The 23,403-nt window shown below is 64.1% G+C and carries 20 protein-coding genes; 13 read left to right on the top strand and 7 right to left on the bottom strand.

Annotated features, from left to right (window positions below):
• The first annotated feature begins 73 nt into the window (after window positions 1-73).
• Window positions 74-793 (top strand): TorF family putative porin, encoded by a 720-nt coding sequence (locus AC788_RS20960; RefSeq protein ID WP_049862486.1) that lies wholly within the window; start codon window positions 74-76, stop codon window positions 791-793.
• An 84-nt stretch (window positions 794-877) separates the two neighbouring features.
• Window positions 878-1,747 carry a DUF6279 family lipoprotein gene (locus AC788_RS20955; protein WP_049862485.1) on the top strand — a complete coding sequence of 290 codons (870 nt, stop codon included), beginning with the start codon at window positions 878-880 and terminating at the stop codon, window positions 1,745-1,747.
• Between the two features lie 9 nt (window positions 1,748-1,756).
• On the opposite strand, the gene glcC is transcribed toward AC788_RS20955, so the two are convergent.
• On the bottom strand, window positions 1,757-2,509 hold the full coding sequence (glcC, locus tag AC788_RS20950) for a transcriptional regulator GlcC (protein WP_049862484.1): 753 nt from the start codon (window positions 2,507-2,509) through the stop codon (window positions 1,757-1,759).
• Between the two features lie 198 nt (window positions 2,510-2,707).
• Between glcC and glcD the strand changes: the two genes are divergently transcribed.
• The 7 genes from glcD (at window position 2,708) to AC788_RS20915 (ending at window position 11,380) form a co-directional block, all read left to right on the top strand.
• A complete protein-coding gene (gene glcD, locus AC788_RS20945) occupies window positions 2,708-4,207 on the top strand; it encodes a glycolate oxidase subunit GlcD (RefSeq protein WP_049862483.1) in 1,500 nt (499 codons plus the stop codon).
• Complete coding sequence (gene glcE, locus AC788_RS20940) at window positions 4,207-5,268, top strand: glycolate oxidase subunit GlcE (protein ID WP_049862482.1); 1,062 nt, start codon at window positions 4,207-4,209, stop codon at window positions 5,266-5,268. The genes glcD and glcE overlap by 1 nt, the downstream gene beginning before the upstream one ends.
• A 17-nt stretch (window positions 5,269-5,285) precedes the next feature.
• Complete coding sequence (gene glcF, locus AC788_RS20935; RefSeq protein WP_049862481.1) at window positions 5,286-6,506, top strand: glycolate oxidase subunit GlcF; 1,221 nt, start codon at window positions 5,286-5,288, stop codon at window positions 6,504-6,506.
• 57 nt (window positions 6,507-6,563) lie between these two features.
• The gene (locus AC788_RS20930) at window positions 6,564-6,965 is read left to right on the top strand and encodes a heme-binding protein (protein WP_049862480.1); all 402 of its coding nucleotides are present in this window, start codon (window positions 6,564-6,566) and stop codon (window positions 6,963-6,965) included.
• Between the two features lie 29 nt (window positions 6,966-6,994).
• On the top strand, window positions 6,995-9,175 hold the full coding sequence (locus tag AC788_RS20925) for a malate synthase G (RefSeq protein ID WP_049862479.1): 2,181 nt from the start codon (window positions 6,995-6,997) through the stop codon (window positions 9,173-9,175).
• A 112-nt stretch (window positions 9,176-9,287) separates the two neighbouring features.
• A complete protein-coding gene (locus AC788_RS20920; RefSeq protein ID WP_049862478.1) occupies window positions 9,288-10,022 on the top strand; it encodes a response regulator transcription factor in 735 nt (244 codons plus the stop codon).
• 29 nt (window positions 10,023-10,051) lie between these two features.
• Window positions 10,052-11,380 carry an ATP-binding protein gene (locus tag AC788_RS20915; protein WP_049862477.1) on the top strand — a complete coding sequence of 443 codons (1,329 nt, stop codon included), beginning with the start codon at window positions 10,052-10,054 and terminating at the stop codon, window positions 11,378-11,380.
• Between the two features lie 24 nt (window positions 11,381-11,404).
• On the opposite strand, the gene AC788_RS20910 is transcribed toward AC788_RS20915, so the two are convergent.
• From AC788_RS20910 to cysK, 3 genes are all read right to left on the bottom strand, one after another.
• On the bottom strand, window positions 11,405-13,357 hold the full coding sequence (locus AC788_RS20910) for a TonB-dependent receptor domain-containing protein (protein ID WP_049862476.1): 1,953 nt from the start codon (window positions 13,355-13,357) through the stop codon (window positions 11,405-11,407).
• Between the two features lie 153 nt (window positions 13,358-13,510).
• A complete protein-coding gene (locus AC788_RS20905; protein ID WP_049862475.1) occupies window positions 13,511-14,449 on the bottom strand; it encodes an aspartyl/asparaginyl beta-hydroxylase domain-containing protein in 939 nt (312 codons plus the stop codon).
• A gap of 209 nt (window positions 14,450-14,658) precedes the next feature.
• Window positions 14,659-15,633: a cysteine synthase A gene (cysK, locus tag AC788_RS20900; protein WP_049862474.1), complete on the bottom strand. Its 975-nt coding sequence runs from the start codon at window positions 15,631-15,633 to the stop codon at window positions 14,659-14,661.
• Window positions 15,634-15,756: 123 nt separating this feature from the next.
• Here cysK and AC788_RS20895 point away from each other — a divergent pair, with 123 nt between their 5' ends.
• The 3 genes from AC788_RS20895 (at window position 15,757) to AC788_RS20885 (ending at window position 19,151) form a co-directional block, all read left to right on the top strand.
• Window positions 15,757-16,833 (top strand): DUF748 domain-containing protein, encoded by a 1,077-nt coding sequence (locus tag AC788_RS20895; RefSeq protein ID WP_049862473.1) that lies wholly within the window; start codon window positions 15,757-15,759, stop codon window positions 16,831-16,833.
• A 262-nt stretch (window positions 16,834-17,095) separates the two neighbouring features.
• Window positions 17,096-17,941: an AAA family ATPase gene (locus AC788_RS20890; protein WP_049862472.1), complete on the top strand. Its 846-nt coding sequence runs from the start codon at window positions 17,096-17,098 to the stop codon at window positions 17,939-17,941.
• Between the two features lie 31 nt (window positions 17,942-17,972).
• Entirely contained in the window at window positions 17,973-19,151 is a 1,179-nt protein-coding gene (locus tag AC788_RS20885; protein ID WP_049862471.1) for a vWA domain-containing protein, read from the top strand.
• 25 nt (window positions 19,152-19,176) lie between these two features.
• Here the strand turns inward: AC788_RS20885 and AC788_RS20880 are convergent, their stop codons facing one another.
• The 3 genes from AC788_RS20880 to AC788_RS20870 all read right to left on the bottom strand — a co-directional run bounded on the left by AC788_RS20880 (window position 19,177) and on the right by AC788_RS20870 (window position 21,090).
• Window positions 19,177-19,716, bottom strand: a complete 540-nt coding sequence (locus AC788_RS20880) for a DUF2937 family protein (protein ID WP_049862508.1) — start codon at window positions 19,714-19,716, stop codon at window positions 19,177-19,179.
• Between the two features lie 70 nt (window positions 19,717-19,786).
• Window positions 19,787-20,569 carry a class II glutamine amidotransferase gene (locus AC788_RS20875; protein ID WP_049862470.1) on the bottom strand — a complete coding sequence of 261 codons (783 nt, stop codon included), beginning with the start codon at window positions 20,567-20,569 and terminating at the stop codon, window positions 19,787-19,789.
• 29 nt (window positions 20,570-20,598) lie between these two features.
• A complete protein-coding gene (locus AC788_RS20870) occupies window positions 20,599-21,090 on the bottom strand; it encodes a hypothetical protein (protein ID WP_049862507.1) in 492 nt (163 codons plus the stop codon).
• 119 nt (window positions 21,091-21,209) lie between these two features.
• Here AC788_RS20870 and AC788_RS20865 point away from each other — a divergent pair, with 119 nt between their 5' ends.
• On the top strand, window positions 21,210-23,264 hold the full coding sequence (locus tag AC788_RS20865) for a S9 family peptidase (RefSeq protein WP_049862469.1): 2,055 nt from the start codon (window positions 21,210-21,212) through the stop codon (window positions 23,262-23,264).
• Window positions 23,265-23,403 lie beyond the last annotated feature (139 nt).

Here is a 23,403-nt window from a genome sequence, read left to right as displayed (position 1 = left end):
AGCCTCGCATCGCCCCTGAGCGGTATGCTTGCAGCCTTCTAGATCGGGCCGTCCAGGCTTACTGGAGGTAGGCATGCTCAGACCCAGCTGGTTATTGATAGCCGGACTTGCGGTCCACCCTTCTCTCTACGCCCAGGTCATCCAGCGTGACATCGGCGATTTCAACCTCAAGCTCGGCACCACACCGTCGCGCAGCATGGCTGCGGGCCTGGTCCAGCCCAGTACCGGCAGTTCGTTCCACGGCGGACTGGATCTGACCCACGACAGTGGGGTGTATTTCGGCCAGTGGTCGCCCAACATGGGGTTGGCCTCTTCCAGCAATCTGGAAGTCGACTCCTACCTGGGCTACAAGCATCCGTTCGACAACTCCCTGGGTTATGAAGTCGGCGTGATCCAGTACAGTTATCCGGAAGTGGATGCGCCCTCCACCCATGCGCTCTATGCCGGTCTGCGGGTGCTGGACCGGCGCTTCGGTGCCGCCTTCAACAATACGCCCGACGGCCAGAACAGCACGCTGTTCGCCGACCTCGGTGGCCTGCCGCTGCTGGATGTGGGCTTTACCATGAAAGTCAGCAACCATCAGCTCTCGACTCCCTTCACCATCGGCGAAGGGCAGGAAGTGCGCGCGTTCAATGACTGGTCGCTGCAGATGTCACGGCCCATCGGCAGTTTCGATCTGGATTTCATCTACAGCGGTTCGGACCTGAGCGGGGCCAATTGCGCCGCTTACTCCGGTCAGAATGGCCAGTGCGACAGCATGTTCATGCTCAAGGCCCAGCACGCGTTTTTCTGACCTCGGGTTTTTCTACATCGTGCTGAACCGCACGCACCGGCATGGCTCTATAACCACAACAACGCCATCGCACGGACCGCCGCCATGAATCTTCTTTCTCGTCGCCTGTTGCACTGCTGGATGCTGCTGGGCCTGTGTCTGGTGTTCGGCGGCTGCACGCGGGTGGATCTGGCCTACCGCAATCTGGATGTGATCATTCCCTGGTCGATGAACGACTACCTGGACATGAATCGCGAGCAGAAGAGCTGGTTCGACGAGCGCCTCAAGGAGCACCTGCGCTGGCACTGCACCACGCAACTGGCCGACAACCTGCAGTGGCTGGACAAGGTCCAGCGCATGGTCGTCGAGCAACAGGTGACGGCGCCGGCGTTGCGCGAACGCACGGCCGAGGCGAAGCAGGCGATCTCGGCGATTGCCGTGCAGGTGACGCCGTCGGCGGTGGAACTGCTGCAGGGCCTGGATGACAATCAGGTCCGCGCGTTGCAGCAGTCGTTGAGCGACGACCTGGCCAAGCGCCGCAAGGAATACGTGGAGCCGCCGTTGCAGACGCAGATCGACGAGCGCGCCAAACGCATGAACAAGCGTCTCACCCCGTGGTTCGGCAACCTCACCGATGCGCAGCAGCAACGGGTGCAGGCCTGGTCGCAAAGCTTGGGCGCGCAGAACCGGGAATGGATCGACAACCGCGAGCATTGGCAGAACCAGTTGCTGGCCGCCCTGCAGCAACGTCAATCCGCCGAATTCCCGGCACGGATCGCGCAATTGCTGCAGCAGCGTGAAACGGTATGGACCCCGCAATATAAAGTTGCCTATGCACGCACCGAGCAGGCGGCCATCGACCTGATGGTGGGGCTGGCCGCCGACAGTACACCGGAACAGCGCACGCGCATCGAGCGCAAGCTGGGTGAGCTGCGCGAGGACTTTGCCAACCTCAAGTGCCTGAAGAACGCCTAGTTCGGCGCTTCAGGCCCACCCCTCCAGGCGCATCGTCGCCCTGACCAGACGCTGCTCCTCTCCTTCGATCTCGCGCAGATTCGCGCAAATACTTTCGATGTGCGCGACGGCTGCCTTGCGCGCCTGCTCGGGCTGACGGTTGATCACGGCGGTGTAGAGCCTGGCGTGCTGCTTGTCGATCTGTTGTTTCTGCGGCTGGCGGTGGTACAGGTTGTTCACGCAGGCGAACACCGAGTTGAGTAGCAGGTCGGTCAGCGAGCGCAGGGTCTGCACCAGCACCGGATTGTGCGAGGCATCGCAGATGGCCAAGTGAAAGGCATGGTCCAGGTGGGCGTGCCGTGTGGCGTCCAGCGGCTGGTCGTGGGCCGCCAACAGCGCCTGATAGCTGCGTTCGATCAGCACGAAATCGGCCTGGGTACCGCGCAGCGCAGCCAGCCGGGCCGACTCGCCTTCGAGCAGCGAGCGCACTTCGAACAGATCGTAAAGCGTTCGCGGCTGGGAGCTGAACAGGTGCATCAAGGGCGTGGCATCGTTGGCCGGCGACAAGGACGCTACGAACGAACCGCGGCCCTGCTCGGTGGCGATGATGCCGCGGGCGCGCAACAGCTTGAGGCCTTCGCGCAGTGCATTGCGCGACACCCCGAGCTTTTCCACCAGGCGCCGCTCCGATGGCAAAGACTGGCCAGTCTTGAGAACGCCGTCGACGATAAGCCGTTCGATGCGCTCGCACACGACATCGGCAATCTGAGGTTTGTTGTGCATGTCATGCCTGCTGGTAGGACCATTGCCCGGGATTCCCCGGGAACTGTCGGCGAGACCCTGAAAATAAGCCAGTAGAGGCACCGAGAGAAGCCCTACGGCGAAAAGAACTGGTCCTACCAGTGGTTCCGGACGTAGACAGGCATGTGGTTTGCGACCACTGTTGAGCGCATAAGAACGACAAGCCGGTGACCTACGCCCATGAACATCCTCTACGACGAACGCATCGACGGCGTCCTGCCCAAGGTGGACAAAACCGCTCTGGTGCAGGCATTGCACGCACAACTCCCCGACCTGACCGTGCTGCACCGTGCCGAAGACCTGCGCCCCTACGAGTGCGACGGCCTGAGCGCCTATCGCAGCGTACCGCTGCTGGTGGTATTGCCCGAGCGGCTCGAACAGGTGGAGGTGTTGCTCAAGCTGTGTCACGAGCGAAAGGTACCGGTGGTTGCACGCGGTGCAGGCACCGGGCTGTCCGGGGGGGCGTTGCCGCTTGAACAAGGTGTGCTGCTGGTCATGGCGCGCTTCAAGCAGATTCTCGACATCGATCCGGTCGCGCGTTCGGCACGGGTGCAGCCGGGTGTGCGCAACCTGGCGATCTCCCAGGCGGCGGCACCGTATGGTCTGTACTACGCCCCGGATCCTTCGTCACAGATCGCCTGTTCGATCGGCGGCAACGTCGCGGAAAACGCTGGCGGTGTGCACTGCCTCAAATACGGTTTGACCGTGCACAACCTGCTCAAGGTGCAGATGCTCACCATCGAGGGTGAGCGCCTGACCTTGGGCAGCGATGCGCTCGACTCGCCTGGCTTCGACCTGCTGGCCCTGTTCACCGGCTCGGAGGGCATGCTGGGCATCATCACCGAGGTTACCGTCAAGCTGTTGCCCAAGCCGCAGGTGGCCAAGGTGTTGCTGGCCAGTTTCGACTCGGTGGAAAAAGCCGGCGCGGCGGTCGCCGATATCATCGCGGCAGGGATCATTCCCGGTGGTCTGGAAATGATGGACAACCTGGCCATTCGCGCCGCCGAGGACTTCATTCATGCGGGCTACCCGGTGGACGCCGAGGCGATTCTGCTGTGCGAACTCGATGGCGTGGAAGCCGATGTGCACGACGATTGCCAGCGCGTCTACCAGGTGTTGACCGAGGCCGGTGCGACCGAGGTACGCCAGGCCCGGGACGAAGCTGAGCGCCTGCGCTTCTGGGCCGGCCGCAAGAACGCGTTCCCGGCGGTCGGTCGGCTCTCGCCCGATTACTACTGCATGGACGGCACCATACCGCGCCGCGCCCTGCCGGGCGTGCTCAAGGGCATCACCGAACTGTCCGAGCAGTACGATCTGCGCGTGGCCAACGTATTTCATGCCGGGGACGGCAACATGCATCCGCTGATCCTGTTCGATGCCAACCAGCCGGGCGAACTCGAACGCGCCGAGGCCCTGGGTGGGAAGATCCTGGAACTGTGCGTGGCGGTGGGTGGCAGTATCACCGGCGAACACGGCGTGGGCCGCGAGAAGATCAACCAGATGTGTGCGCAGTTCAACAGTGACGAGCTCACCCTGTTCCATGCCGTGAAAGCCGCGTTCGACCCCGATCGCCTGCTCAACCCCGGCAAGAACATTCCGACCCTGCAGCGCTGCGCCGAATTCGGCGCCATGCATATCCACCATGGGCAACTGCCATTCCCCGAGCTGGAGCGCTTCTGATGGCCGACCGCGATTTCGACGCCAGCGAGCAGCTGCTGGATCAGGTGCGACAGGCCCTGGCCGATGACCGTCCGCTGTGCATTCAGGGCAGTGACAGCAAGGCCTTCCTGGGCCGCATCGGTGCCGGTGAGCGGCTCGATACCCGAGTGCATTGCGGCATCGTCAGCTACGACCCCACGGAGCTGGTGATCACCGCGCGTGCCGGTACGCCTTTGCAGACCCTGCGGGCCGCCGTCGAGCAGGCGGGACAGATGCTGCCGTTCGAGCCACCGGCCTATGGCGAGCAGGCCACCCTGGGCGGCACGGTCGCCGCGGGACTGTCCGGGCCGCGACGGCCCTGGGCCGGTTCGGCCCGCGACTACGTGCTGGGCACGCGGGTGATCACCGGGCAGGGCAAGCACTTGCGTTTTGGCGGTGAGGTGATGAAGAACGTCGCCGGTTATGACCTGTCGCGACTGTTGACCGGCAGTTTCGGCACCCTGGGTGTGCTGACTGAAGTGTCGCTCAAAGTGCTGCCCAAGCCGCGCGCCTGTTTCAGCATCAAGTTGGACTGCAATGCGGAGCGCGCCTTGCTCAAGCTCGCCGAGTGGGGTCAGCAGCCGATGCCGATCAGTGCCGCGTGCCACAGCGATGAGGCGCTTTACCTGCGCCTGGAAGGCGGCGAGGGATCGGTGGCTGCTGCCCATGAACGCATCGGCGGCGAGCCCATCGACTCGGCGTTCTGGGATGACCTGAACGAGCATCGCCTGCCCTTCTTCGCCCAGCCCGAAGCGCTCTGGCGCCTGTCGTTGCCCAACAATACCGGCATCCTCGACCTGCCCGGCGAGCAATTGATCGACTGGGGCGGCGCTCAGCGCTGGCTGAAATCCAGCGCCAGCGCCGCGTCGATCCGGCAAGTGGTCGAGGCGGTCGGAGGGCATGTCACCTGCTATACCGCAGGGACCACCCCCGAACCGTTCCAGCCCCTGCCCGACTTGCTGCTGCGCTATCACCGCCAGCTCAAGACGCAGCTGGACCCGCAAGGCATCTTCAACCCCGGCCGCCTCTACGCGCAGCTGTGAAACAGGAGTCCTGAACCATGCAGACCCAACTGAGTGATCAGGCCCGTTTGCTGCCACGCGCCGAGGAAGCCGAACGCATTCTGCGCAGTTGCGTGCACTGTGGCTTCTGCAATGCAACCTGCCCCACCTATCAATTGCTGGGTGACGAGCTGGACGGGCCGCGCGGACGCATCTACCTGATCAAGCAAGTGCTCGAAGGCCACGAGGTGACGGCGCACACGCAGCAGCATCTGGATCGCTGCCTGAGCTGCCGCAACTGCGAATCCACCTGCCCCTCGGGTGTGGACTACCACAACCTGCTGGACATCGGTCGCGCAGTGGTGGACCAGGCGGTGCCGCGGCCTGTGGAACAACGCTGGCTGCGCGGCGGTCTGCGTGCACTGGCCCCCCACCCGAGCGCATTCAAGGCGTTGATCCAGCTGGGCCAGACCTTTCGCCCATTGCTACCGCAACGCCTCAAGGACAAGCTGCCGCGTCAGGTCCACGCGGCCGTGGCCCGCCCTGCCACGCAACACGCACGTCGCGTGCTGATGCTCGAAGGTTGCGTACAGCCGGGGCTGTCGCCCAATACCAATGCCGCCGCCGCGCGCGTGCTGGACCGGCTGGGCATCAGCGTCACGGCGGTTCGTCAGGCCGGCTGCTGCGGTGCGGTGGACTACCACCTGGATGATCAAGCGCGCGGCCTGCAGCGAGCGCGGCACAACATCGACGCCTGGTGGCCGGCCATCGAAGCAGGCGCCGAAGCCATCGTGCAGACTGCCAGCGGCTGCGGCGCTTTCATCAAGGATTACGGGCACCTGCTGGAACAGGATCCGGCCTACGCGACCAAGGCCCAGACAGTCAGCCGGCTGGCCAAGGACCTGGTCGAGGTGTTGCGCGACGAGCCGGTGGAGCAATTGGCCGTCCACACCGACCTGCGCATGGCCTTCCACTGCCCATGCACCTTGCAGCACGCGCAGAAGCTGGGTGGCGTGACCGAACAGCTATTGCGACGCTTGGGCTTTCATTTGACCGATGTGCCGGACGGCCACCTGTGCTGCGGTTCGGCCGGCACCTATTCGGTGACCCAGCCGGTGTTGTCGCGGCAACTACGCGACAACCGCCTGAACGCCTTGGAAAGCGGTGCGCCGCAAGTGATCGCCACCGCCAACATCGGTTGCCAGAACCATCTGGACGGTGCCGCACGCACCCCGGTGCGGCACTGGATCGAACTGGTGGAACAGGCCATGGCCGATTGACACCCACCTTTGACACATTGCTATTTGAACCCCTCGACAACAGCACTGGAGAAGCACATGCAAAGCAAAGCGATTCTTGGCCAGGAAGACGTCACCCGCATCCTCGCCGCTGCCCGCGCCGAAGCGCAGAAGAACAACTGGGCGGTGGGCATTGCCGTGGTCGACGACGGCGGTCACCTGCTGGCGTTCGAACGGCTGGACGGCGCCGCCGCCAGCACGGCCTACATCGCACCGGGCAAGGCACGCACTTCGGCGTTGGGGCGCAAGGAATCGGTGGTGTTCGAAGAGATGGTCAACAACGGGCGGACCGCGTTCCTGTCCGGTAATCTGATGACGTGTCTGGAAGGCGCCGTGCCGCTGATCCACGAAGGCCAGGTCATCGGCGCGGTCGGCGTTTCCGGGGTCAAGCCCGCTGAAGATGCCCAGATCGCCAAGGCCGGCGCTGCCGCCCTGGCCTGAATTCCTTCCCCGTATCCAAGGAGACCGCAATGAAGCACCGCATGAGAGCCCAGCGTCTGCAAGTCGACGCCACCCTGTACGATTTCATCGAGAACGAAGTGCTACCTGGCAGCGGGTTGGAATCCGAAGCGTTCTGGACCGGTTTCGACGCTCTGGTTCACGAGTTTGCACCGCAGAACCGCTTGTTGCTGGCCGAACGCGACCGCTTGCAGACCGAACTGGACAAGTGGCACCGTGCGCACCCCGGACCGATTCAGGATCCGGCCGCCTACCGCAGCTTCCTGCACACCATCGGCTACCTGGTGCCCCAGCCCGACCGCGTGGAAATCAGCACCCGCGATGTCGATGACGAAATCGCCCTGGTGGCCGGTCCGCAGTTGGTGGTGCCGTCGACCAATGCTCGCTACGCTCTGAACGCCGCCAATGCCCGCTGGGGCTCCTTGTACGACGCGCTGTATGGCACCGACGCCATTCCGGAAAGCGACGGCGCGGCCAAGGGCCAGGGCTACAATCAGGTTCGCGGCGACCGCGTGATCGCCTTCGCCCGCGACCTGCTCGACCAGAGCACTCCGCTGGCCAAGGGTTCGCACCGCGACGCCAACGGCTATCGCATCGAAGCAGGTCAGTTGCAGGTGAGCCTGGCCGATGGCAGCGTGACCGGGCTGGCCGATCCGAGCCAATTCGTCGGCTTCCAGGGCGACGCCCAGCAGCCGGTTGCCGTGTTGCTCAAACACCACGGCCTGCACATCGAGATTCAGATCGACCCCACCTCGCCCATTGGGCGTACCGATGCAGCGGGTGTGAAGGACCTGCTGCTCGAGGCGGCCCTGTCGACTATCATCGACTGCGAAGACTCGGTAGCGGCGGTGGATGCCAGTGACAAGGTGGCGATCTACCGCAACTGGCTGGGCCTGATGCGTGGCGATCTCACCGAGGAATTGGAGAAAGGCGGCCAGCGCATCACCCGCCGCCTCAATCCGGATCGCCAGTACCACACGCCAACAAGCGGCGAGTTGACCCTGCATGGCCGTTCGCTGCTGTTGATCCGCAACGTCGGCCACCTGATGACCAATCCGGCGATCCTCGACGATGAAGGCCGGGAGATCCCCGAGGGCATTCTCGACGGCGTAATCACCAGCCTGATCGGGCTGTATGACCTGGAACGTCGAAGCAACTCCCGCACGGGCAGCCTGTACATCGTCAAGCCGAAGATGCATGGCCCGGCCGAGGTGGCCTTCGCGGACAAGTTGTTCGCCGCCATCGAGGACCTGCTCAACCTTTCGCGCAATACCCTGAAGATCGGCATCATGGACGAGGAACGCCGCACTTCGGTGAACCTGGCGGCCTGTATCGGCGCTGCATCGACCCGCGTGGCGTTCATCAACACCGGCTTCCTCGACCGCACCGGCGATGAGATCCACAGCGCCATGCAGGCCGGCCCGATGATGCGCAAGGGCGACATGAAAGGCAGCGCCTGGATTGCGGCGTACGAACGCAACAACATGCTCACCGGCCTGGCCTGCGGCCTGCGCGGCAAGGCGCAGATCGGCAAGGGCATGTGGGCCATGCCCGACCTGATGGCCGACATGCTGGTGCAGAAGATCGGTCATCCCAAAGCCGGTGCCAATACTGCCTGGGTCCCCTCGCCCACCGCAGCCACTTTGCATGCGCTGCATTACCACCAGGTCAATGTCAGCGAAGTGCAGCAGACGTTGGAGCAGATCGACGCCAAGGCCGAGCACGATGCGCTGCTGGACAACCTGTTGACCATCCCGGTGGTGGCCAATGCACAGTGGAGCGCCGAGGAGATCCGTCAGGAACTGGACAACAATGCCCAGGGCTTGCTGGGCTACGTGGTGCGCTGGGTGGAACAGGGCATCGGTTGCTCCAAGGTACCGGACATTCACGACGTCGGGCTGATGGAAGACCGCGCGACCCTGCGCATCTCCAGCCAGCACATGGCCAACTGGCTGACCCACGGGGTGGTCAGCCGCGAGCAGATCGTCGAAACCCTGGAGCGCATGGCCCGCGTGGTGGATCAGCAGAATGCCGGGGATCCGTCGTACCGCCCGATGGCGGCCGACTTCCAGAACTCGGTGGCGTTCACGGCCGCCAGTGCGCTGGTCTTCCAGGGCTGTGAGCAACCCAGCGGCTACACCGAGCCGTTGCTGCACCGGTTCCGCTTGGCGTTCAAGAACGCTCAGGCGTGACACCGGCCGGACGGGGTCGGCGCCCGCCGCCCCCGTCCGGTGCTGCTGCACGGTTATCGAGCTTGCTGTAAGATCGCGTTCCGAATGAGAATCATCCGCGAACGCAGCCATCATGAATCCTTCCCCTCCTCGTCTGCTGGTGGTCGATGACCACCGCAAGATCCGTGAGCCGCTGGCCATCTACCTGCGCCGTTTCGGTTTCGACGTCCGCACCACCGAGGACGCGGCGGGCATGTGGGCGCTGCTCAAGCATGACGTGTTCGACGTGCTGATTCTCGACGTCATGCTGCCCGATGGCGATGGATTCGAGCTGTGTCGCGCGCTGGCGCACAAGTCGGCGGCCGCGGTGATTCTGCTGACCGCACGCGACGCCTGCGCCGACCGTGTCCAGGGGCTGGATGCCGGTGCCGACGACTACGTGATCAAGCCGTTCGAACCGCGCGAACTGGTGGCGCGCATCCACAGCGTACTGCGCAGGCGCGGCACGCCCGGCGAAGCCACGTCAGTGCTGCCCGCCCCCTTGCGTCGTTTCGAGTTCGCCGACCTGAGCTTTCGCAGCGGCTGCAACACGCTGACCCGTTCCGACCAGAGCCAGGTGCGTCTGAGCACCGTGGAAGGCCGCTTGCTGGAAGTGTTTCTCGAGCACCCCAATACCGTACTGGGTCGTGAGCGCTTGATCGAGCTGACCTCGCGGCCGGGCAGCGATCTGTTCGATCGCGCCATTGATCGGCAGATCAGCCGTCTGCGCCGCAAGCTGGCCGACAGCGCCTTGCAGCCGATGCTGTTGCAGACCGTGTGGGGTGGTGGCTACCGCCTGGCGGCGAACGTCGTTCAGTACCCGGCATGAAGGGGCTGCGCCGGGCCTGGCCACGGACCATGACCCGGCAATTGGGTGTGCTGTTGCTGCTGGCGCTGCTGGCGTCCAACCTCATCGCGATGCTGTTGCTGCAGCGCACCGGATCGCTGGTACACCCGCTGTCACGCACCTTGGTGGTCGAGCGTCTGGCCACGGCCTATCAAGCGGCGCGCGATCTGCCGGCGGCCGACGCCCGGCGCCTGCTCGACGCCATGGGCACTGCCGACGCGCGCTTCTGGGTCGCTTCCACGGCTGAGGTCAAGCCGTTTGCCATGCACACCGAAGAACGCAGGCTGGCTGCCGCTGTGCGCCAGCGACTGGGGTTGCCCGCTGACGTGGCGATCATCCTGCAACTGGAACGCAGCAGCGGCGGGCCGGCCCGCGAGCACCTGTTCAAACGCGCCGGTTGGCAGGCCCTGCGCCTGCGCAGCTCGATGAGCCTGCCCGACGGCACCCAGCTCAACGCCAAGCAGGCACCTGCCGGTGCCTATGAATGGGGCCGACTGCTGGCCTACAGCGTGCCGGTCAGTACCATCCCGGTGCTGCTGATCGTGATTTTTTTCATGCGCCGCGTCGTCGCGCCGGTCAAACGTCTGGCCCTGGCCACCGAGCGCGTCAGCCGGGGCGAATGGATCGCCCCGCTGCCGTTGTCGGGCCCGCGCGAGGCACAGGAACTGACCCTGGCGTTCAATGTGATGCAGGAGCGTATCGCCCGCCATGTCGAGGGCCGCACGCGCATGCTGGCCGCGCTGAGCCACGACCTCAATACGCCCATCACCGAGCTGCGTTTGCAGGTGGAGTTGCTCGAAGACCCCGAGCTGCGCCAGGACATGCTCGACAGCCTCGACGAGTTGCGCGCCATGGTCAGCGAAACCCTGGACTTCGTGCGCGGCGATGCGGTGCAGGAGGCCACCGTCGAGGTTTCGCTGAGTGACTTGCTGAGCGATCTCGCTCGACGCTACCAGACCCTGGGTACACCTATCGACTGGCAAGCCTCACCGCTGGTGGCCTGCCGTTGTCGACCGCTGGCCCTCAAGCGTGCGCTGACCAACCTGATCGACAATGCCTTGCGCCATGGCGGTGATGCGCAGGTACGCCTGTACCGGGAAGCGTCAGGCGGGCTGTGCATCGAGATTCGCGATCACGGACCGGGGATCGACGCCGCCTGGCTGCAACAGGTGTTCGAGCCCTTCGTGCAGCTGGGCAAGGGCGGCGCCGACCCCAGCCACGGTGGCGGCCTGGGCATGGGGCTGGCGATCGCCCGCGCCTGCGTGCAGGCCCATGGCGGCGAGCTGGTGCTGGAAAACCGGACACCGGGGCTGGCGGCCCTGGTGCGGCTGCCGGGCTGATCCTTCCGGTAGACCCTTGGCGTGTCAGAAGCGCAGCGTGGTGCCCATCCAGAACGTGCGACCGTAGTTGACCGTGCCGTAGGTGTCGTCATCCAGACGTTTGTCGGCCAGGTTGTACACCGCCGCCTTGAGGGTGATGTCGCGAGTCAGCTCGTACGAGCCACCGATGTCGGCCGTGGTGTAGGCCGGGGCCGGTTCGCCACTCAGGGTGGTGCCGTATTCCTGGCCATAGTAGTTGACCGAAGCCCACGCCTGGGCGCGGTCGGACAGGGTCCAGTCGGCACTGACGTTGGCCTTGTGCTCGGGTGTCAGCGACAGCGGTGCGCCTGCGTTGCTGCCGCTCTTCTGCTCCGAATCGGTGTAGGTGTAGTTGCCCTTCACGGCAAAGGCACGAGTGATGTCCCAGCGGCCGTTGACCTCGGCACCGGTGATCGTCGCTTCATCGACGTTGATGCGGTCCTGGACGATGTAGCCGTTCCAGCGGCGGGCCGTGTTTTCCGTGGACAGTTTGTCCTTGAACACGTTGTGGAACACGGTGGCGCCGGCCGACAGGTTATTGCGGTTGGACCACAGCGCCGACAGTTCGTAGTTGGTGCTGGTTTCCGGTTTCAGGTCCGGGTTGCCCAGGTTCACGTAGGTGTTGCGGCGGATGGTGGCGTAACCGGGCACCACGGCGCGAATCTCCGGGGCCTTGAAGCCACGTGCCACGCCGCCCTTGAAGGTCCAGTCCGGTGTGGCACGCCAGACGCCATAGAGACGCGGGCTGACGTGGGTGCCGTATTGCTCGTGCTCGTCGACGCGGGCGCCGGTGGTCAAGGCGAAATCGTCGGTCACCGACCATTCGTTTTCGGCGAACAGGGCTTTCTGGGTCACCGAGAACTCGTAGTTGCGCCGGTCCATCAGGCCCTGGTTCCAGTCGTTCAACTGCGCCCGGTTCCATTGCAGGCCGGTGGTGGTGATGTTGTACGCGGTGGGGATGACCAGCTTGGCATCGAACACGGTGTTCTCCACCACCGGTTTGCGCCCCAGGATTTCCGGCTGATTGGCTGCGGCCTTGCCCTCGCGGCTAGCTTTTTCATAGGCCAGGGACACGTCCGACGTCGCCCAGCCCCAGCGCCCCTGGTGAGAGAGCGAGTAGTGGTCGCGGTTGTTTTCCTGCTCGCGGGTGGCCCAGTTGACGCTGGTGCCGTCGCCGTTCTTCAAGCGCGTGGCGCCGCCTTCCAAAAGGATGTCGTGGTCTTCGTTGGGGGTGAAGGCCAGGCGCGCGGTGAGGTCCTTGTGGTCGGCCTTGGTGAAGCCGTTGGTGACCTCCACGTCATCGTCGGCCTGGCGGTCAAGGTAGCGGCCCCAGACCTGCACGCCCAGGTACTTCTCCACCAGCGGACCGTTGAGGTAGAACTGGGTCTGACGAGCATTGCCCTGATCGCTGTGCTGGCGCGCCGCGTAATCGTAGGACACCGAGCCGCCCCACTGGGGAGAGACCTTGCGAGTGATGATGTTGATCACGCCGCCGATGGCGTCCGAGCCGTACAGCGAAGACATCGGGCCGCGGACCACTTCGATGCGTTCGATGGCTTCGGCCGGTGGCACGAAGCTCTGCTCGTAGCCGCGGTTGCCGTTGACACGGGTTTCGCGGCTGCTCTGGCGTTTGCCGTCGACCAGAATCAGGGTGTAGTCCGGTGGCATGCCGCGGATGGAGATGTCGGTCTCGTTGGCGCTGCCGTTGACGATCACACCCTCGATGTTGCGTACGGCATCACCGAGGTCGTTGTAGGATTTTTTGCGCAATTCGTCGCCGGTGATGATGGTGACGGAGGCCGGTGCATCCTCCACGCTTTGCTCGAATCCCGACGCTGTGACCACGACCTCATCAAGGACGGTCGGGGCGGTCAACTCGATCGGCTCGGCTCGAGCCACCCCGGCAGTGGTCAGGGCGATCATCACGGCCAGGGGCCGCAAAGAAAGTGGAGGATGCATGGAACTTCCTTACGATTCGGTTGTAAAAGCGAATCGTATGCATCCTCAGGTGGGGAGGTTGGACAAGGTGTGACAGGGGGTGGAATGCGGGATGTCAGGGTGCCTTTCGCGGGCAGAGCCCGCTCCCACAGGGTAGTGTGGGAGCCCTTGGGATCAACCAAACAACCAGTACCCCAACGCGGTCAGCACAACCACCGCCAGCACCGGGCGCAGGACGCGGTAGGCTTTGGGGTTGGCGCGCTTGAACTGCTTGACCTTGCCGCTGAAGCGATCGCTGAAGGTCTTGCTCCAGGCGTAGGCCTGGTTGATGCCGCCGACGCGCTCGTCGTCCAGGTTCTGCGGCGCGGTGGCGCGACCCAGGAACGCGCTGACGCGCTTGTTGAGGCTCGCCATGAAGCGATTGCTCAGCGGCCGCTCGATGTCACAGAACAGGATGACCCGAGTGTGTTCGGTTTCGTTCTTGACCCAATGCACGTAGGTCTCGTCGAACATCACATCGTCGCCATCGCGCCAGGCGTATTCCTGGCCGTCGACGAAAATGCGGCAGGCATCGGAGTTGGGCGTCGACAGGCCCAGGTGATAGCGCAGCGAGCCGGCGAACGGGTCGCGGTGTGGGTTCAGATGGCTGCCGCCGGGCAGCAGCGCGAACATGGCGCCCTTGACGTTGGGAATGCTGTTGACCAACTCCACGGTGCGGGGGCACAGCGCGTTGGCCGATGGCAGGGATTTGTCGTACCACTTGAGGTAGAAACGCTTCCAGCCTTTCTTGAAGAACGAACCGAAGCCGGCGTCGTTGTTCTTCTCGGCGGCGCGGATGTAACCCTCGTCGAACAGGTGCATGGCTTCGTCACGGATGACCTGCCAGTTGTCCTTGAGCACATCCAGCTCGGGGAATTTGCTGCGGTCCAGATAGGGTTTGGACGGCACGCTGGAAAACAGGTACATCAAGGCGTTATAGGGCGCGAACAGAGCGGAATGGTTGACGAACTGGCGCAGCACCGGCAGACGCGCCTTGCCCCGCAGGTGCACGTAGAGCGTGCTGCCGATGAACAGCAACAGCACGGCAGCCTTGGCGGCGAAGGAAAGGGTCATGGAGCGGATCCTCGAATGGGCAGTGCGCCATGATAAACCCTGGGGGCTCGGCTGGAAATGAAAGGCGCGGGGCAGCGGTCGGCATACAGCCGGTGCAGGCCCGCAGGAGCGGTCATCGGCCGCGAAAAGATCCGCGCGGTGGGTCAGGTGCATCGCGGCGTGATCTTCGCGGCCGCGGACCGCTCCTACGGTGAGGCACGCCGCTGCCGTCAGGCTTGCAGTTCGGTCTCGGTGAACAGGTCGCTGAAGAGCATGCTCGACAGGTAGCGCTCACCCGAATCGGGCAGGATGACCACGATGGTCTTGCCTTGCATTTCCGGCTTCTCCGCCAGCTTGGCGGCGGCTGCCATGGCGGCGCCGCAGGAAATGCCGCAGAGAATGCCTTCCTCCTGCATCAAGCGCCGTGCCATGGCCTTGGCTTCGTCGTCGCTGACCAGCTCGACACGATCCACCAGTGACAGGTCGAGGTTCTTCGGAATGAACCCGGCGCCGATGCCCTGGATCTTGTGTGGCGCGGGAGTGATGTCCTGGCCGGCCATGGCCTGGGTGATGATTGGCGAGGTCAGCGGCTCGACCGCAACGCTGAGGATCGACTTGCCCTGAACCTGCTTGATGTAGCGCGAGATGCCGGTGATGGTCCCGCCGGTCCCCACGCCGGCTACCAGCACATCGACGGCGCCGTCGGTGTCGTTCCAGATTTCCGGGCCGGTGGTCTTCTCATGGATGGCCGGGTTGGCCGGGTTGTCGAACTGCTGCGGCATGAAATACAGCTCGGGGTTGCTGGCAACGATCTCGCCCGCCTTTTCGATGGCACCCTTCATGCCCTTGGCCGGCTCGGTCAGGACCAGTTCGGCACCCAGCGCCTTGAGCACCTTGCGCCGCTCCAGGCTCATGGACGCAGGCATCGTCAGCATCAGCTTGTAGCCGCGCGCGGCGGCCACGAAAGCCAGGCCGATGCCGGTATTGCCCGAGGTGGGCTCGACGATGGTCATGCCCGGCTTGAGCTTGCCCGAGCTTTCCGCGTCCCAGATCATGTTCGCGCCGATGCGGCACTTGACCGAGTAGCCGGGGTTGCGGCCCTCGATCTTGGCCAGCAGGGTCACCCCGCGCGGGCCGATGCGGTTGATCTGCACCAGCGGCGTGTTGCCGATGGAGTGGGCGTTGTCGGCGTAAATGCGGCTCATGGCGAAAAGGTCCTTGTGCTGCAGCAGGAAAAATCCAAGGTTAAGCCCGCGATGGGGGCGAGTCCAGCGAACGGATGAGACTGTGGACAGTCAATGGCTAACCATCGTTCGGGAGATTCTGCCATGAAACGTCGCTACAGCTGGCCGCTCTGGACCTTCACCGGCCTGGTTGTACTGGTGCTCGCCCTGCACATCGCCCTGCCCTACCTGGTGCGCGACTACCTCAACGACAAGCTCGCCGACATGGGCGAATACAAGGGCCGCGTCAGCGACGTCGACCTGGCCTGGTGGCGCGGCGCCTATCAGATCAATGGCCTGCAGATCATCAAGACCAGCGGCAAGGTGCCGGTACCGTTGCTCGATGCGCCGGTGATCGACATCGCCGTGAGCTGGCACGCCCTGTGGTACGACCACGCGGTGGTAGCACGGGTGGAATTCCTGCGCCCGGAGCTTAACTTCGTCGACGGTGGCGCCAACAAACAGGCCACCCAGACCGGTGCCGGCACCGACTGGCGCGACCAGATGAACAAGCTGCTGCCGATCACCTTGAACGAGGTGCGGGTCAACGATGGCAAGATCAGCTTCCGCAATTTCTCGTCCAAACCCCAGGTCAACATCAGCGCCAACCAGGTCAACGCCAGCCTCTACAACCTGACCAATGTGGAAGACCTGGAAGGCAAGCGCGATGCGCGTTTCGAAGGCCATGCCAAGCTGTTCGGCCAGGCCCCGGTGGAAAGCACTGCCACGTTCGATCCGTTCAGCAACTTCGAAGACTTCGAATTTCGGCTGCGCGCCACCGGGATCGAGCTGCGTCGGCTCAATGACTTCTCCGGTGCCTATGGCAAGTTCGATTTCAACGCCGGCACTGGCGATATCGTGATCGAGGCGGATGCCGACAATGCCCGCCTGAGTGGCTACATCAAGCCGTTGCTGCACAACGTCGATGTGTTCAACTGGCAGCAGGACGTGGAAAACAAGGACAAGGGTTTCTTCCGTTCGATCTGGGAGGCGGTGGTCGGTGGGACCGAGACGGTGCTCAAGAACCAGTCGCAGAACCAGTTCGCGACCCGGGTCGAACTCAGCGGTAACGTGCATCGCCAGGACATCAGCCCGCTGCAGGCGTTCTGGCAGATCCTGCGCAACGGCTTCGTGCAGGCTTTCAACGCACGCTATGAACAGGCGCCGCCCAAGCAGGAATGAGGTGGCAGGTCTACTCACACAAGGTCGGATGCAAATGCTGTGGCTGGACTGGCCTCTTCGCGGGCAGGCCTGCTCACACAAGGTCGGATGCAAATGCTGTGGTTGGACTGGCCTCTTCGCGGGCAGAGCCCGCTCCCACAGAGTTTGCACCGCCCCTTGTGGGAGCGGGTCTCTGCCCGCGAAGAGGCCCTATCTGACCCACCACAAACACCTCACCGCGCTATATAGTCGACCACCACATTTGACCACCGAGGACAGCCCCATGAAGTTCGAAGGCACCCCCGCCTACGTTGCCACCGACGACCTCAAGCTGGCGGTCAATGCCGCGATCACCCTGCAGCGGCCCCTGCTGGTCAAGGGCGAGCCAGGGACCGGCAAGACCATGCTGGCCGAGCAGTTGGCCGAGTCCTTCGGTGCGCGGCTGATCACCTGGCACATCAAGTCCACCACCAAGGCCCACCAGGGCCTGTACGAGTACGACGCGGTCAGCCGTCTGCGCGATTCGCAGCTGGGTGTGGACAAGGTCCACGACGTGCGCAACTACCTCAAGAAAGGCAAGCTGTGGGAGGCCTTCGAAGCCGATGAACGGGTCATCCTGCTGATCGATGAAATCGACAAGGCCGACATCGAGTTCCCCAACGACCTGCTGCAGGAACTCGACAAGATGGATTTCTACGTCTACGAGACCGACGAAACCATCAAGGCTCGCCATCGCCCGATCATCATCATTACCTCCAACAACGAAAAAGAGCTGCCCGACGCGTTCCTGCGTCGCTGCTTCTTCCACTACATCGCCTTTCCCGACCGCACGACCCTGCAACGCATCGTCGACGTGCACTACCCCGACATCAAGAAAACCCTGGTGGCCGAAGCCCTGGACGTCTTCTTCGATGTGCGCAAGGTGCCGGGCCTGAAAAAGAAGCCCTCCACCTCCGAGCTGGTCGACTGGCTCAAGCTGTTGATGGCCGACAACATTGGCGAAGCGGTGCTGCGCGAACGCGATCCGACCAAGGCCATTCCGCCGCTGGCTGGTGCCCTGGTCAAGAACGAACAGGATGTGCAGCTTCTCGAACGCTTGGCCTTCATGAGCCGGCGCGGCAACCGCTGATTGCCTCTTTCCGACTGCGAGGGCGTCCGCCATGCTGCTCAACCTGTTGAATGAAATGCGCGCGGCCAAGGTGCCAGTGTCGGTGCGCGAGTTGCTTGACCTGATCAACGCCCTGGAGCAACGGGTGACGTTCGCCGACATGGACGAGTTCTACTTCCTGGCGCGGGCGATCCTGGTCAAGGATGAACGCCACTTCGACAAATTCGACCGGGCGTTTTCGGCCTACTTCAATGGCCTGCAGAACCTCGATCAACACCTTGAAGCGCTGATTCCGGAAGAATGGCTGCGCAAGGAGTTCGAGCGCTCGCTGAGCGCCGAGGAGCGCGCGCAGATCCAGTCCCTGGGCGGGCTGGACAAGCTGATCGAAGCCTTCAAGCAGCGCCTGGAAGAGCAGAAAGGCCGGCACGCCGGCGGCAGCAAGTGGATCGGCACCGGTGGCACCAGCCCGTTCGGTTCGGGTGGCTACAACCCCGAGGGCATCCGCGTGGGCGATGCCGGCGAACGCCAGGGCAAAGCCGTGAAGGTGTGGGACCAGCGCGAATACCGCAACCTGGATGACAGCGTCGAGCTTGGCACGCGCAACATCAAGGTGGCACTGCGCCGACTTCGCCAGTTCGCCCGGCAGGGTGCGGCCGAAGAGCTGGACATCGACGGCACCATCGACCACACCGCACGCGATGGCGGCTTGCTCAACATCCAGCTGCGCCCCGAGCGGCGCAACAACGTCAAGCTGTTGCTGCTGTTCGACATCGGCGGTTCGATGGACGCCCATGTGAAGGTCTGCGAGGAGTTGTTCTCAGCCTGTCGCACCGAGTTCAAGCACCTGGAGTATTTCTACTTTCACAACTGCGTCTACGAAACGGTCTGGAAGGACAACCATCGACGCAACGCCGAGCGCATCAGCACCCACGACCTGCTGCACAAATACGGCGCCGACTTCAAGGTGGTGTTTATTGGCGATGCCGCCATGGCGCCCTATGAAATCACTCACCCGGGCGGCAGTGTCGAGCACTGGAACGAGGAACCGGGGTTGGTGTGGCTGCAGCGTTTCGTGCAGACCTACAGGAAACTCATCTGGATCAACCCCTATCCGCAGAACACCTGGGGTTACACGGCCTCCACACACCTGATTCGGGAGCTGGTGGAAGAGCGCATGTACCCGCTGACCCTGAGCGGGTTGGAAGACGGGATGCGCTATCTGGCCAAGTGACGGGTGATGCGCGCAGGGTCGCGGTCTAGCGTTCGCGACGTACCAGGGGTTCGGCCACGGGTTTGGCGCGGCGACGGCCGAACCACAGGGTCCAGCCGATGAACAGGATGATGCTTTCCACGACCCAGGCCAGCAGCAGCGCGCAGGCGATGCCCCAGGCAATCGCTTCCGGCGCCAGCAGCACCTGGTAGTTGTAGCCGTTGAGGGTTTCCTGGCGCAGTTGCGGATCGGCCTTGGCCAGTACATGCCAGGCTTTTTCATACCAGGGTCCCTGCAACGCCTGCCACTCACGCTCCAACAACTGGTTGCGGGTCAGCAACGCGCCAATGCTGGCGGCATCGCTACGGAACACCGGATCCTCGCTGGCGCGGTAATGCGCCACCAGCGCCTGCAGGTCACCATTGAAGAAACGCTGCGCGGTCTCACTGAAACCGCGCAGGCTTTGCTGCGCCTCGAGGCGATGGGCCTCGACCCGCTGGGCGTAGTCGTTGATCACGCCGGGCACTTGCACACCCACCAGCAAGCCGACGGCAAACAGCACAAGTCGCAGGTAGCTTCGCAGCATGAACATTCTCTCGGTCTAGGGTGGCATTGCCACGGTGCTTCTTGTCGGTCGTTCCAGGCAAACAGGCAGGCTAGGCAGGTTGCGCCTGCCCGGTGGCCACGCATTCACCCTGGCGCCACAGGCCCCAGTTGCCGGGCTCGTAACGGTTCCAGGTTTCGTTCTCGGTCAATGGCTCGGTGGCGATCACCGTCACCACATCGTCAGGCGTGGTTTCGGCCTGGAAATCCACGATCACGTCCACGTCTTTGAGCCGCGCCGGGCCGAAAGGTGCCCGCCGGGTAATGTGCACCAGCTTGGTCGAACAGAAGCAGAACAGCCAGTCGCCGTCGCTGAGCAGGCAGTTGAACACGCCTTGCCCACGGTACTGCTCGCACGCCTGTACGAGGATGGGCAGCAGCCGCTCGAACTCGACTGGCTCGGGAAAGGCGTCACGCACGCGGTTGAGCAGATCGCAGAAGGCCGCTTCGCTGTCGGTGTCGCCCACCGGGCGGTAGAAATCGGCACGCGGGTCGAAACCGGCCAGTTGGCCATTGTGGGCGAAGCACCAGTTGCGCCCCCACAGCTCACGCACGAACGGGTGGGTATTGGCCAGGCAGACCTTGCCGACGTTGGCCTGGCGGATGTGGCCGATGACCACTTCGCTCTTGATCGGATAGCGCTGCACCAACTGCGCCACTTCCGATTCACTGCTGGCGGTCGGGTCCTGGAACAGGCGCAGGCCGCGGCCTTCATAGAAGGCGATGCCCCAGCCGTCGCGGTGCGGCCCGGTACGGCCGCCGCGCTGCATCAGGCCGGTGAAGCTGAAAACGATATCGGTCGGTACGTTGGCACTCATGCCCAGAAGTTCACACATGCACGGTACTCGAGACGATGGGCGTGGATTCAGATGCGCGGTTCGACACGCAGGTTTTCCCGCGGTGGCGGGACGTGGCGCTGTTCGCGATCGTCGACGCGCTGCGCGAGCGCTTCGCCATCGTCATCGTCATCGCGTTGCGCGGCAGCGTCCGCCTGGGCCTGGGCTTGCGCCCGACGGCGCGCCTCGGCCTTGCGCAGGAACGGTAGGCGCACCAGGGCGAAGATCACGTACACGCCAAGGGCGATCACCGCCGCCATGGTCAGATCGGAGATCGCGCCCCAGGCGCTGCCGCCCATCTTGAACAGCAGTTCCAGCGTGCTGATGGCGACGGCCGGGGCCAGCAGGTCGCGGGCCGGGTCGACCACCGTGGGCGTCAGCAACAGCACCACGCCCAGCAGGCGAAGTGGCTCGCGCAGGTAGCGCCACATCCAGCGGGTGATGCGAAACCACACCAGAATGCAGCCCAAGGCGGCGAAGGCGTAGATACCCCAGGCGAGGAAATAGTCGTTCTCGGTCATGGTGTCCGTGGCATGGCAGGCAAATAGGCGCTTATGATAACGGCTTTTCGCCTGCCAGGCGCTCCTGTTGTCGTGCCCACCGGCACGTGCCGTCAACGCCTGCGCCAAGAGAGCCGCTCATGTCCCAGCCAACCGCCGCCCCTATCGCCCATGTCGCTCCCGGCGCCGATCCCTACGCTTGGCTGCAGGTACGCGACCGCGCCGATGTGCTCGACCACCTCAAGGCCGAGAATGCCTGGCAGGAAGCGCAACTCGCCGACCAGGCCGAGCTGCGCGAGCAGTTGTTCGAGGAGATAAAGGGGCGCATTCGCGAAACCGACCTGTCCCTGGCCTCCCCTTGGGGCCCTTGGTTGTACTACACCCGCACCACGGCGGGTGACGAGTACCCGCGCCATTATCGCTGCGCGCGTCCGGCCGATGGCTCGAGCCAGGTCGACGAGCACTCCGAGCAATTGTTGCTGGACCCCAACGTGCTGGCAGACGGCGGCTTCCTGTCCATGGGCGCGTTCAACGTCAGCCCCGACCACCAGCGTCTGGCCTACAGCCTGGACACCAGCGGCGACGAGGTCTACCGGCTGTTCGTCAAGGAGCTGTCCACCGGCGCCGTGGTCGAGTTGCCTTTCGATGACTGCGACGGCAGCATGACCTGGGCCAACGACAGCCAGACGCTGTTCTTCGGCGAACTGGACGAGACCCACCGCCCCTATCGGCTGCACCGCCACACCTTGGGCAGCGAGGGTGCCGAGCAGGTCTTCGAGGAGCTCGACGGGCGTTTCTTCCTGCATTGCTACCGCGCCAGTTCCGAGCGCCAGTTGATCCTGCTGCTCAACAGCAAGACCACCAGCGAGGCCTGGGTGCTGGATGCCGAGCAGCCCAACAGTGACTTCGCCTGCCTGGCGCCACGGGTCGAGCACCACGAGTACTACCCCGATCACGGCCAGCTCGACGGTACCTGGACCTGGTTCATCCGCAGCAACCAGGAAGGCATCAATTTCGCCCTGTACCAGGCAGCCGACCACGGCGTGGCACCGACCCGCGAGCAGTGGCAAACGCTGATCGCGCACCGCGATGAGGTGATGCTCGAAGGCGTGACCCTCAATGCCGCAGCCTTCACCTTGAGCCTGCGGGCGCGCGGCCTGCCGATCATCGAAGTGCATGCCCAGGGACAGGCGCCGTATCCGGTGCAATTGCCCGATGCCGCATACAGTCTGTACGTTTCCGACAGCCTGGAGTTCGCCAGCGAGCAGATCCGCTTGCGCTACGAGGCGCTCAATCGGCCTGGGCAGGTGCGCCAATTGAGCCTGCGCGACGGCGCTCAGGTAGTGCTCAAGCAGACCCCGGTGCTGGGCGCGTTCGATCCCGACGACTATGTCAGCCAACGGCTCTGGGCCACCGCCGCGGACGGCACCCAGGTGCCGATCAGCCTAGTGGTTAAGAAGGCCTTCGCCGGGCAGCCCACGCCGCTGTACCTGTACGGTTATGGTGCCTACGGCGAGAGCCTGGACCCGTGGTTTTCCCACGCACGGTTGAGCCTGCTGGACCGTGGCATCGCGTTCGCCATCGCCCATGTGCGCGGCGGTGGCGAGCTGGGTGAGGCGTGGTATCGCGCTGGCAAGCAGGAACACAAGGGCAACACCTTCAGCGATTTCATCGCCTGTGCCGAACACGTGATCGAGCAGGGTTTGACCCGCGCCGAGCAATTGGTGATCAGCGGTGGCAGCGCGGGTGGGCTGTTGATCGGCGCCGTGTTGAACCAGCGGCCGGAGCTGTTCCAGGCGGCGGTGGCCGAGGTGCCGTTCGTCGATGTGCTCAACACCATGCTCGACCCCGACCTGCCGTTGACGGTGACCGAGTACGACGAGTGGGGCAACCCGCAGGAGCCCGAGGTGCATGCGCGGATCAAGGCGTATGCGCCCTATGAGAACGTCACCGCGCAGGCGTATCCGCACCTGCTGGTGATCGCCGGGTACAACGACAGCCGCGTGCAGTACTGGGAAGCCGCAAAGTGGGTGGCACGCCTGCGGGCATGCAAGACCGACAAGAACCTGCTGCTGCTCAAGACCGAACTGGGCGCCGGGCATGGCGGCATGAGCGGTCGTTATCAGGGGCTGCGCGATGTGGCGTTGGAATATGCCTTCGTCCTCAAGGCCCTGGGGACACCGAAGCAATCTTGAAGCGGTGTGCCTGAGGAAACGCGGTGTGCCCGGACGCGGCTCGCGCCGCTGCTACAGGGACCGTGGTATGCCGGACGCGGCGGGCCTTCGGGAACGCGGTGGCTCATGCGGCGTGCGCAAACCCCTGTAGCAGCGGCGC

The organism is Pseudomonas sp. RIT-PI-a, assembly GCF_001187875.1.
Classification (GTDB): Bacteria; Pseudomonadota; Gammaproteobacteria; order Pseudomonadales; family Pseudomonadaceae; genus Aquipseudomonas; species Aquipseudomonas coleopterorum.
Note: the sequence above shows the minus strand (reverse complement) of the source record. Positions and strands in the feature narration are given on the sequence as shown.

Bases quoted from the DNA above. Each gene is read 5' to 3' on its own strand.
- AC788_RS20910 (WP_049862476.1), bottom strand. From the start codon at position 13,357: ATGCATCCTCCACTTTCTTTGCGGCCCCTGGCCGTGATGATCGCCCTG.
- AC788_RS20875 (WP_049862470.1), bottom strand. From the start codon at position 20,569: ATGTGTGAACTTCTGGGCATGAGTGCCAACGTACCGACCGATATCGTT.
- AC788_RS20955 (WP_049862485.1), top strand. From the start codon at position 878: ATGAATCTTCTTTCTCGTCGCCTGTTGCACTGCTGGATGCTGCTGGGC.
- AC788_RS20925 (WP_049862479.1), top strand. From the start codon at position 6,995: ATGAAGCACCGCATGAGAGCCCAGCGTCTGCAAGTCGACGCCACCCTG.
- glcE (WP_049862482.1), top strand. From the start codon at position 4,207: ATGGCCGACCGCGATTTCGACGCCAGCGAGCAGCTGCTGGATCAGGTG.
- AC788_RS20905 (WP_049862475.1), bottom strand. From the start codon at position 14,449: ATGACCCTTTCCTTCGCCGCCAAGGCTGCCGTGCTGTTGCTGTTCATC.
- AC788_RS20915 (WP_049862477.1), top strand. From the start codon at position 10,052: ATGACCCGGCAATTGGGTGTGCTGTTGCTGCTGGCGCTGCTGGCGTCC.
- glcD (WP_049862483.1), top strand. From the start codon at position 2,708: ATGAACATCCTCTACGACGAACGCATCGACGGCGTCCTGCCCAAGGTG.
- glcF (WP_049862481.1), top strand. From the start codon at position 5,286: ATGCAGACCCAACTGAGTGATCAGGCCCGTTTGCTGCCACGCGCCGAG.
- AC788_RS20930 (WP_049862480.1), top strand. From the start codon at position 6,564: ATGCAAAGCAAAGCGATTCTTGGCCAGGAAGACGTCACCCGCATCCTC.
- AC788_RS20870 (WP_049862507.1), bottom strand. From the start codon at position 21,090: ATGACCGAGAACGACTATTTCCTCGCCTGGGGTATCTACGCCTTCGCC.
- glcC (WP_049862484.1), bottom strand. From the start codon at position 2,509: ATGCACAACAAACCTCAGATTGCCGATGTCGTGTGCGAGCGCATCGAA.
- AC788_RS20890 (WP_049862472.1), top strand. From the start codon at position 17,096: ATGAAGTTCGAAGGCACCCCCGCCTACGTTGCCACCGACGACCTCAAG.
- AC788_RS20920 (WP_049862478.1), top strand. From the start codon at position 9,288: ATGAATCCTTCCCCTCCTCGTCTGCTGGTGGTCGATGACCACCGCAAG.
- cysK (WP_049862474.1), bottom strand. From the start codon at position 15,633: ATGAGCCGCATTTACGCCGACAACGCCCACTCCATCGGCAACACGCCG.
- AC788_RS20880 (WP_049862508.1), bottom strand. From the start codon at position 19,716: ATGCTGCGAAGCTACCTGCGACTTGTGCTGTTTGCCGTCGGCTTGCTG.
- AC788_RS20865 (WP_049862469.1), top strand. From the start codon at position 21,210: ATGTCCCAGCCAACCGCCGCCCCTATCGCCCATGTCGCTCCCGGCGCC.
- AC788_RS20885 (WP_049862471.1), top strand. From the start codon at position 17,973: ATGCTGCTCAACCTGTTGAATGAAATGCGCGCGGCCAAGGTGCCAGTG.
- AC788_RS20960 (WP_049862486.1), top strand. From the start codon at position 74: ATGCTCAGACCCAGCTGGTTATTGATAGCCGGACTTGCGGTCCACCCT.
- AC788_RS20895 (WP_049862473.1), top strand. From the start codon at position 15,757: ATGAAACGTCGCTACAGCTGGCCGCTCTGGACCTTCACCGGCCTGGTT.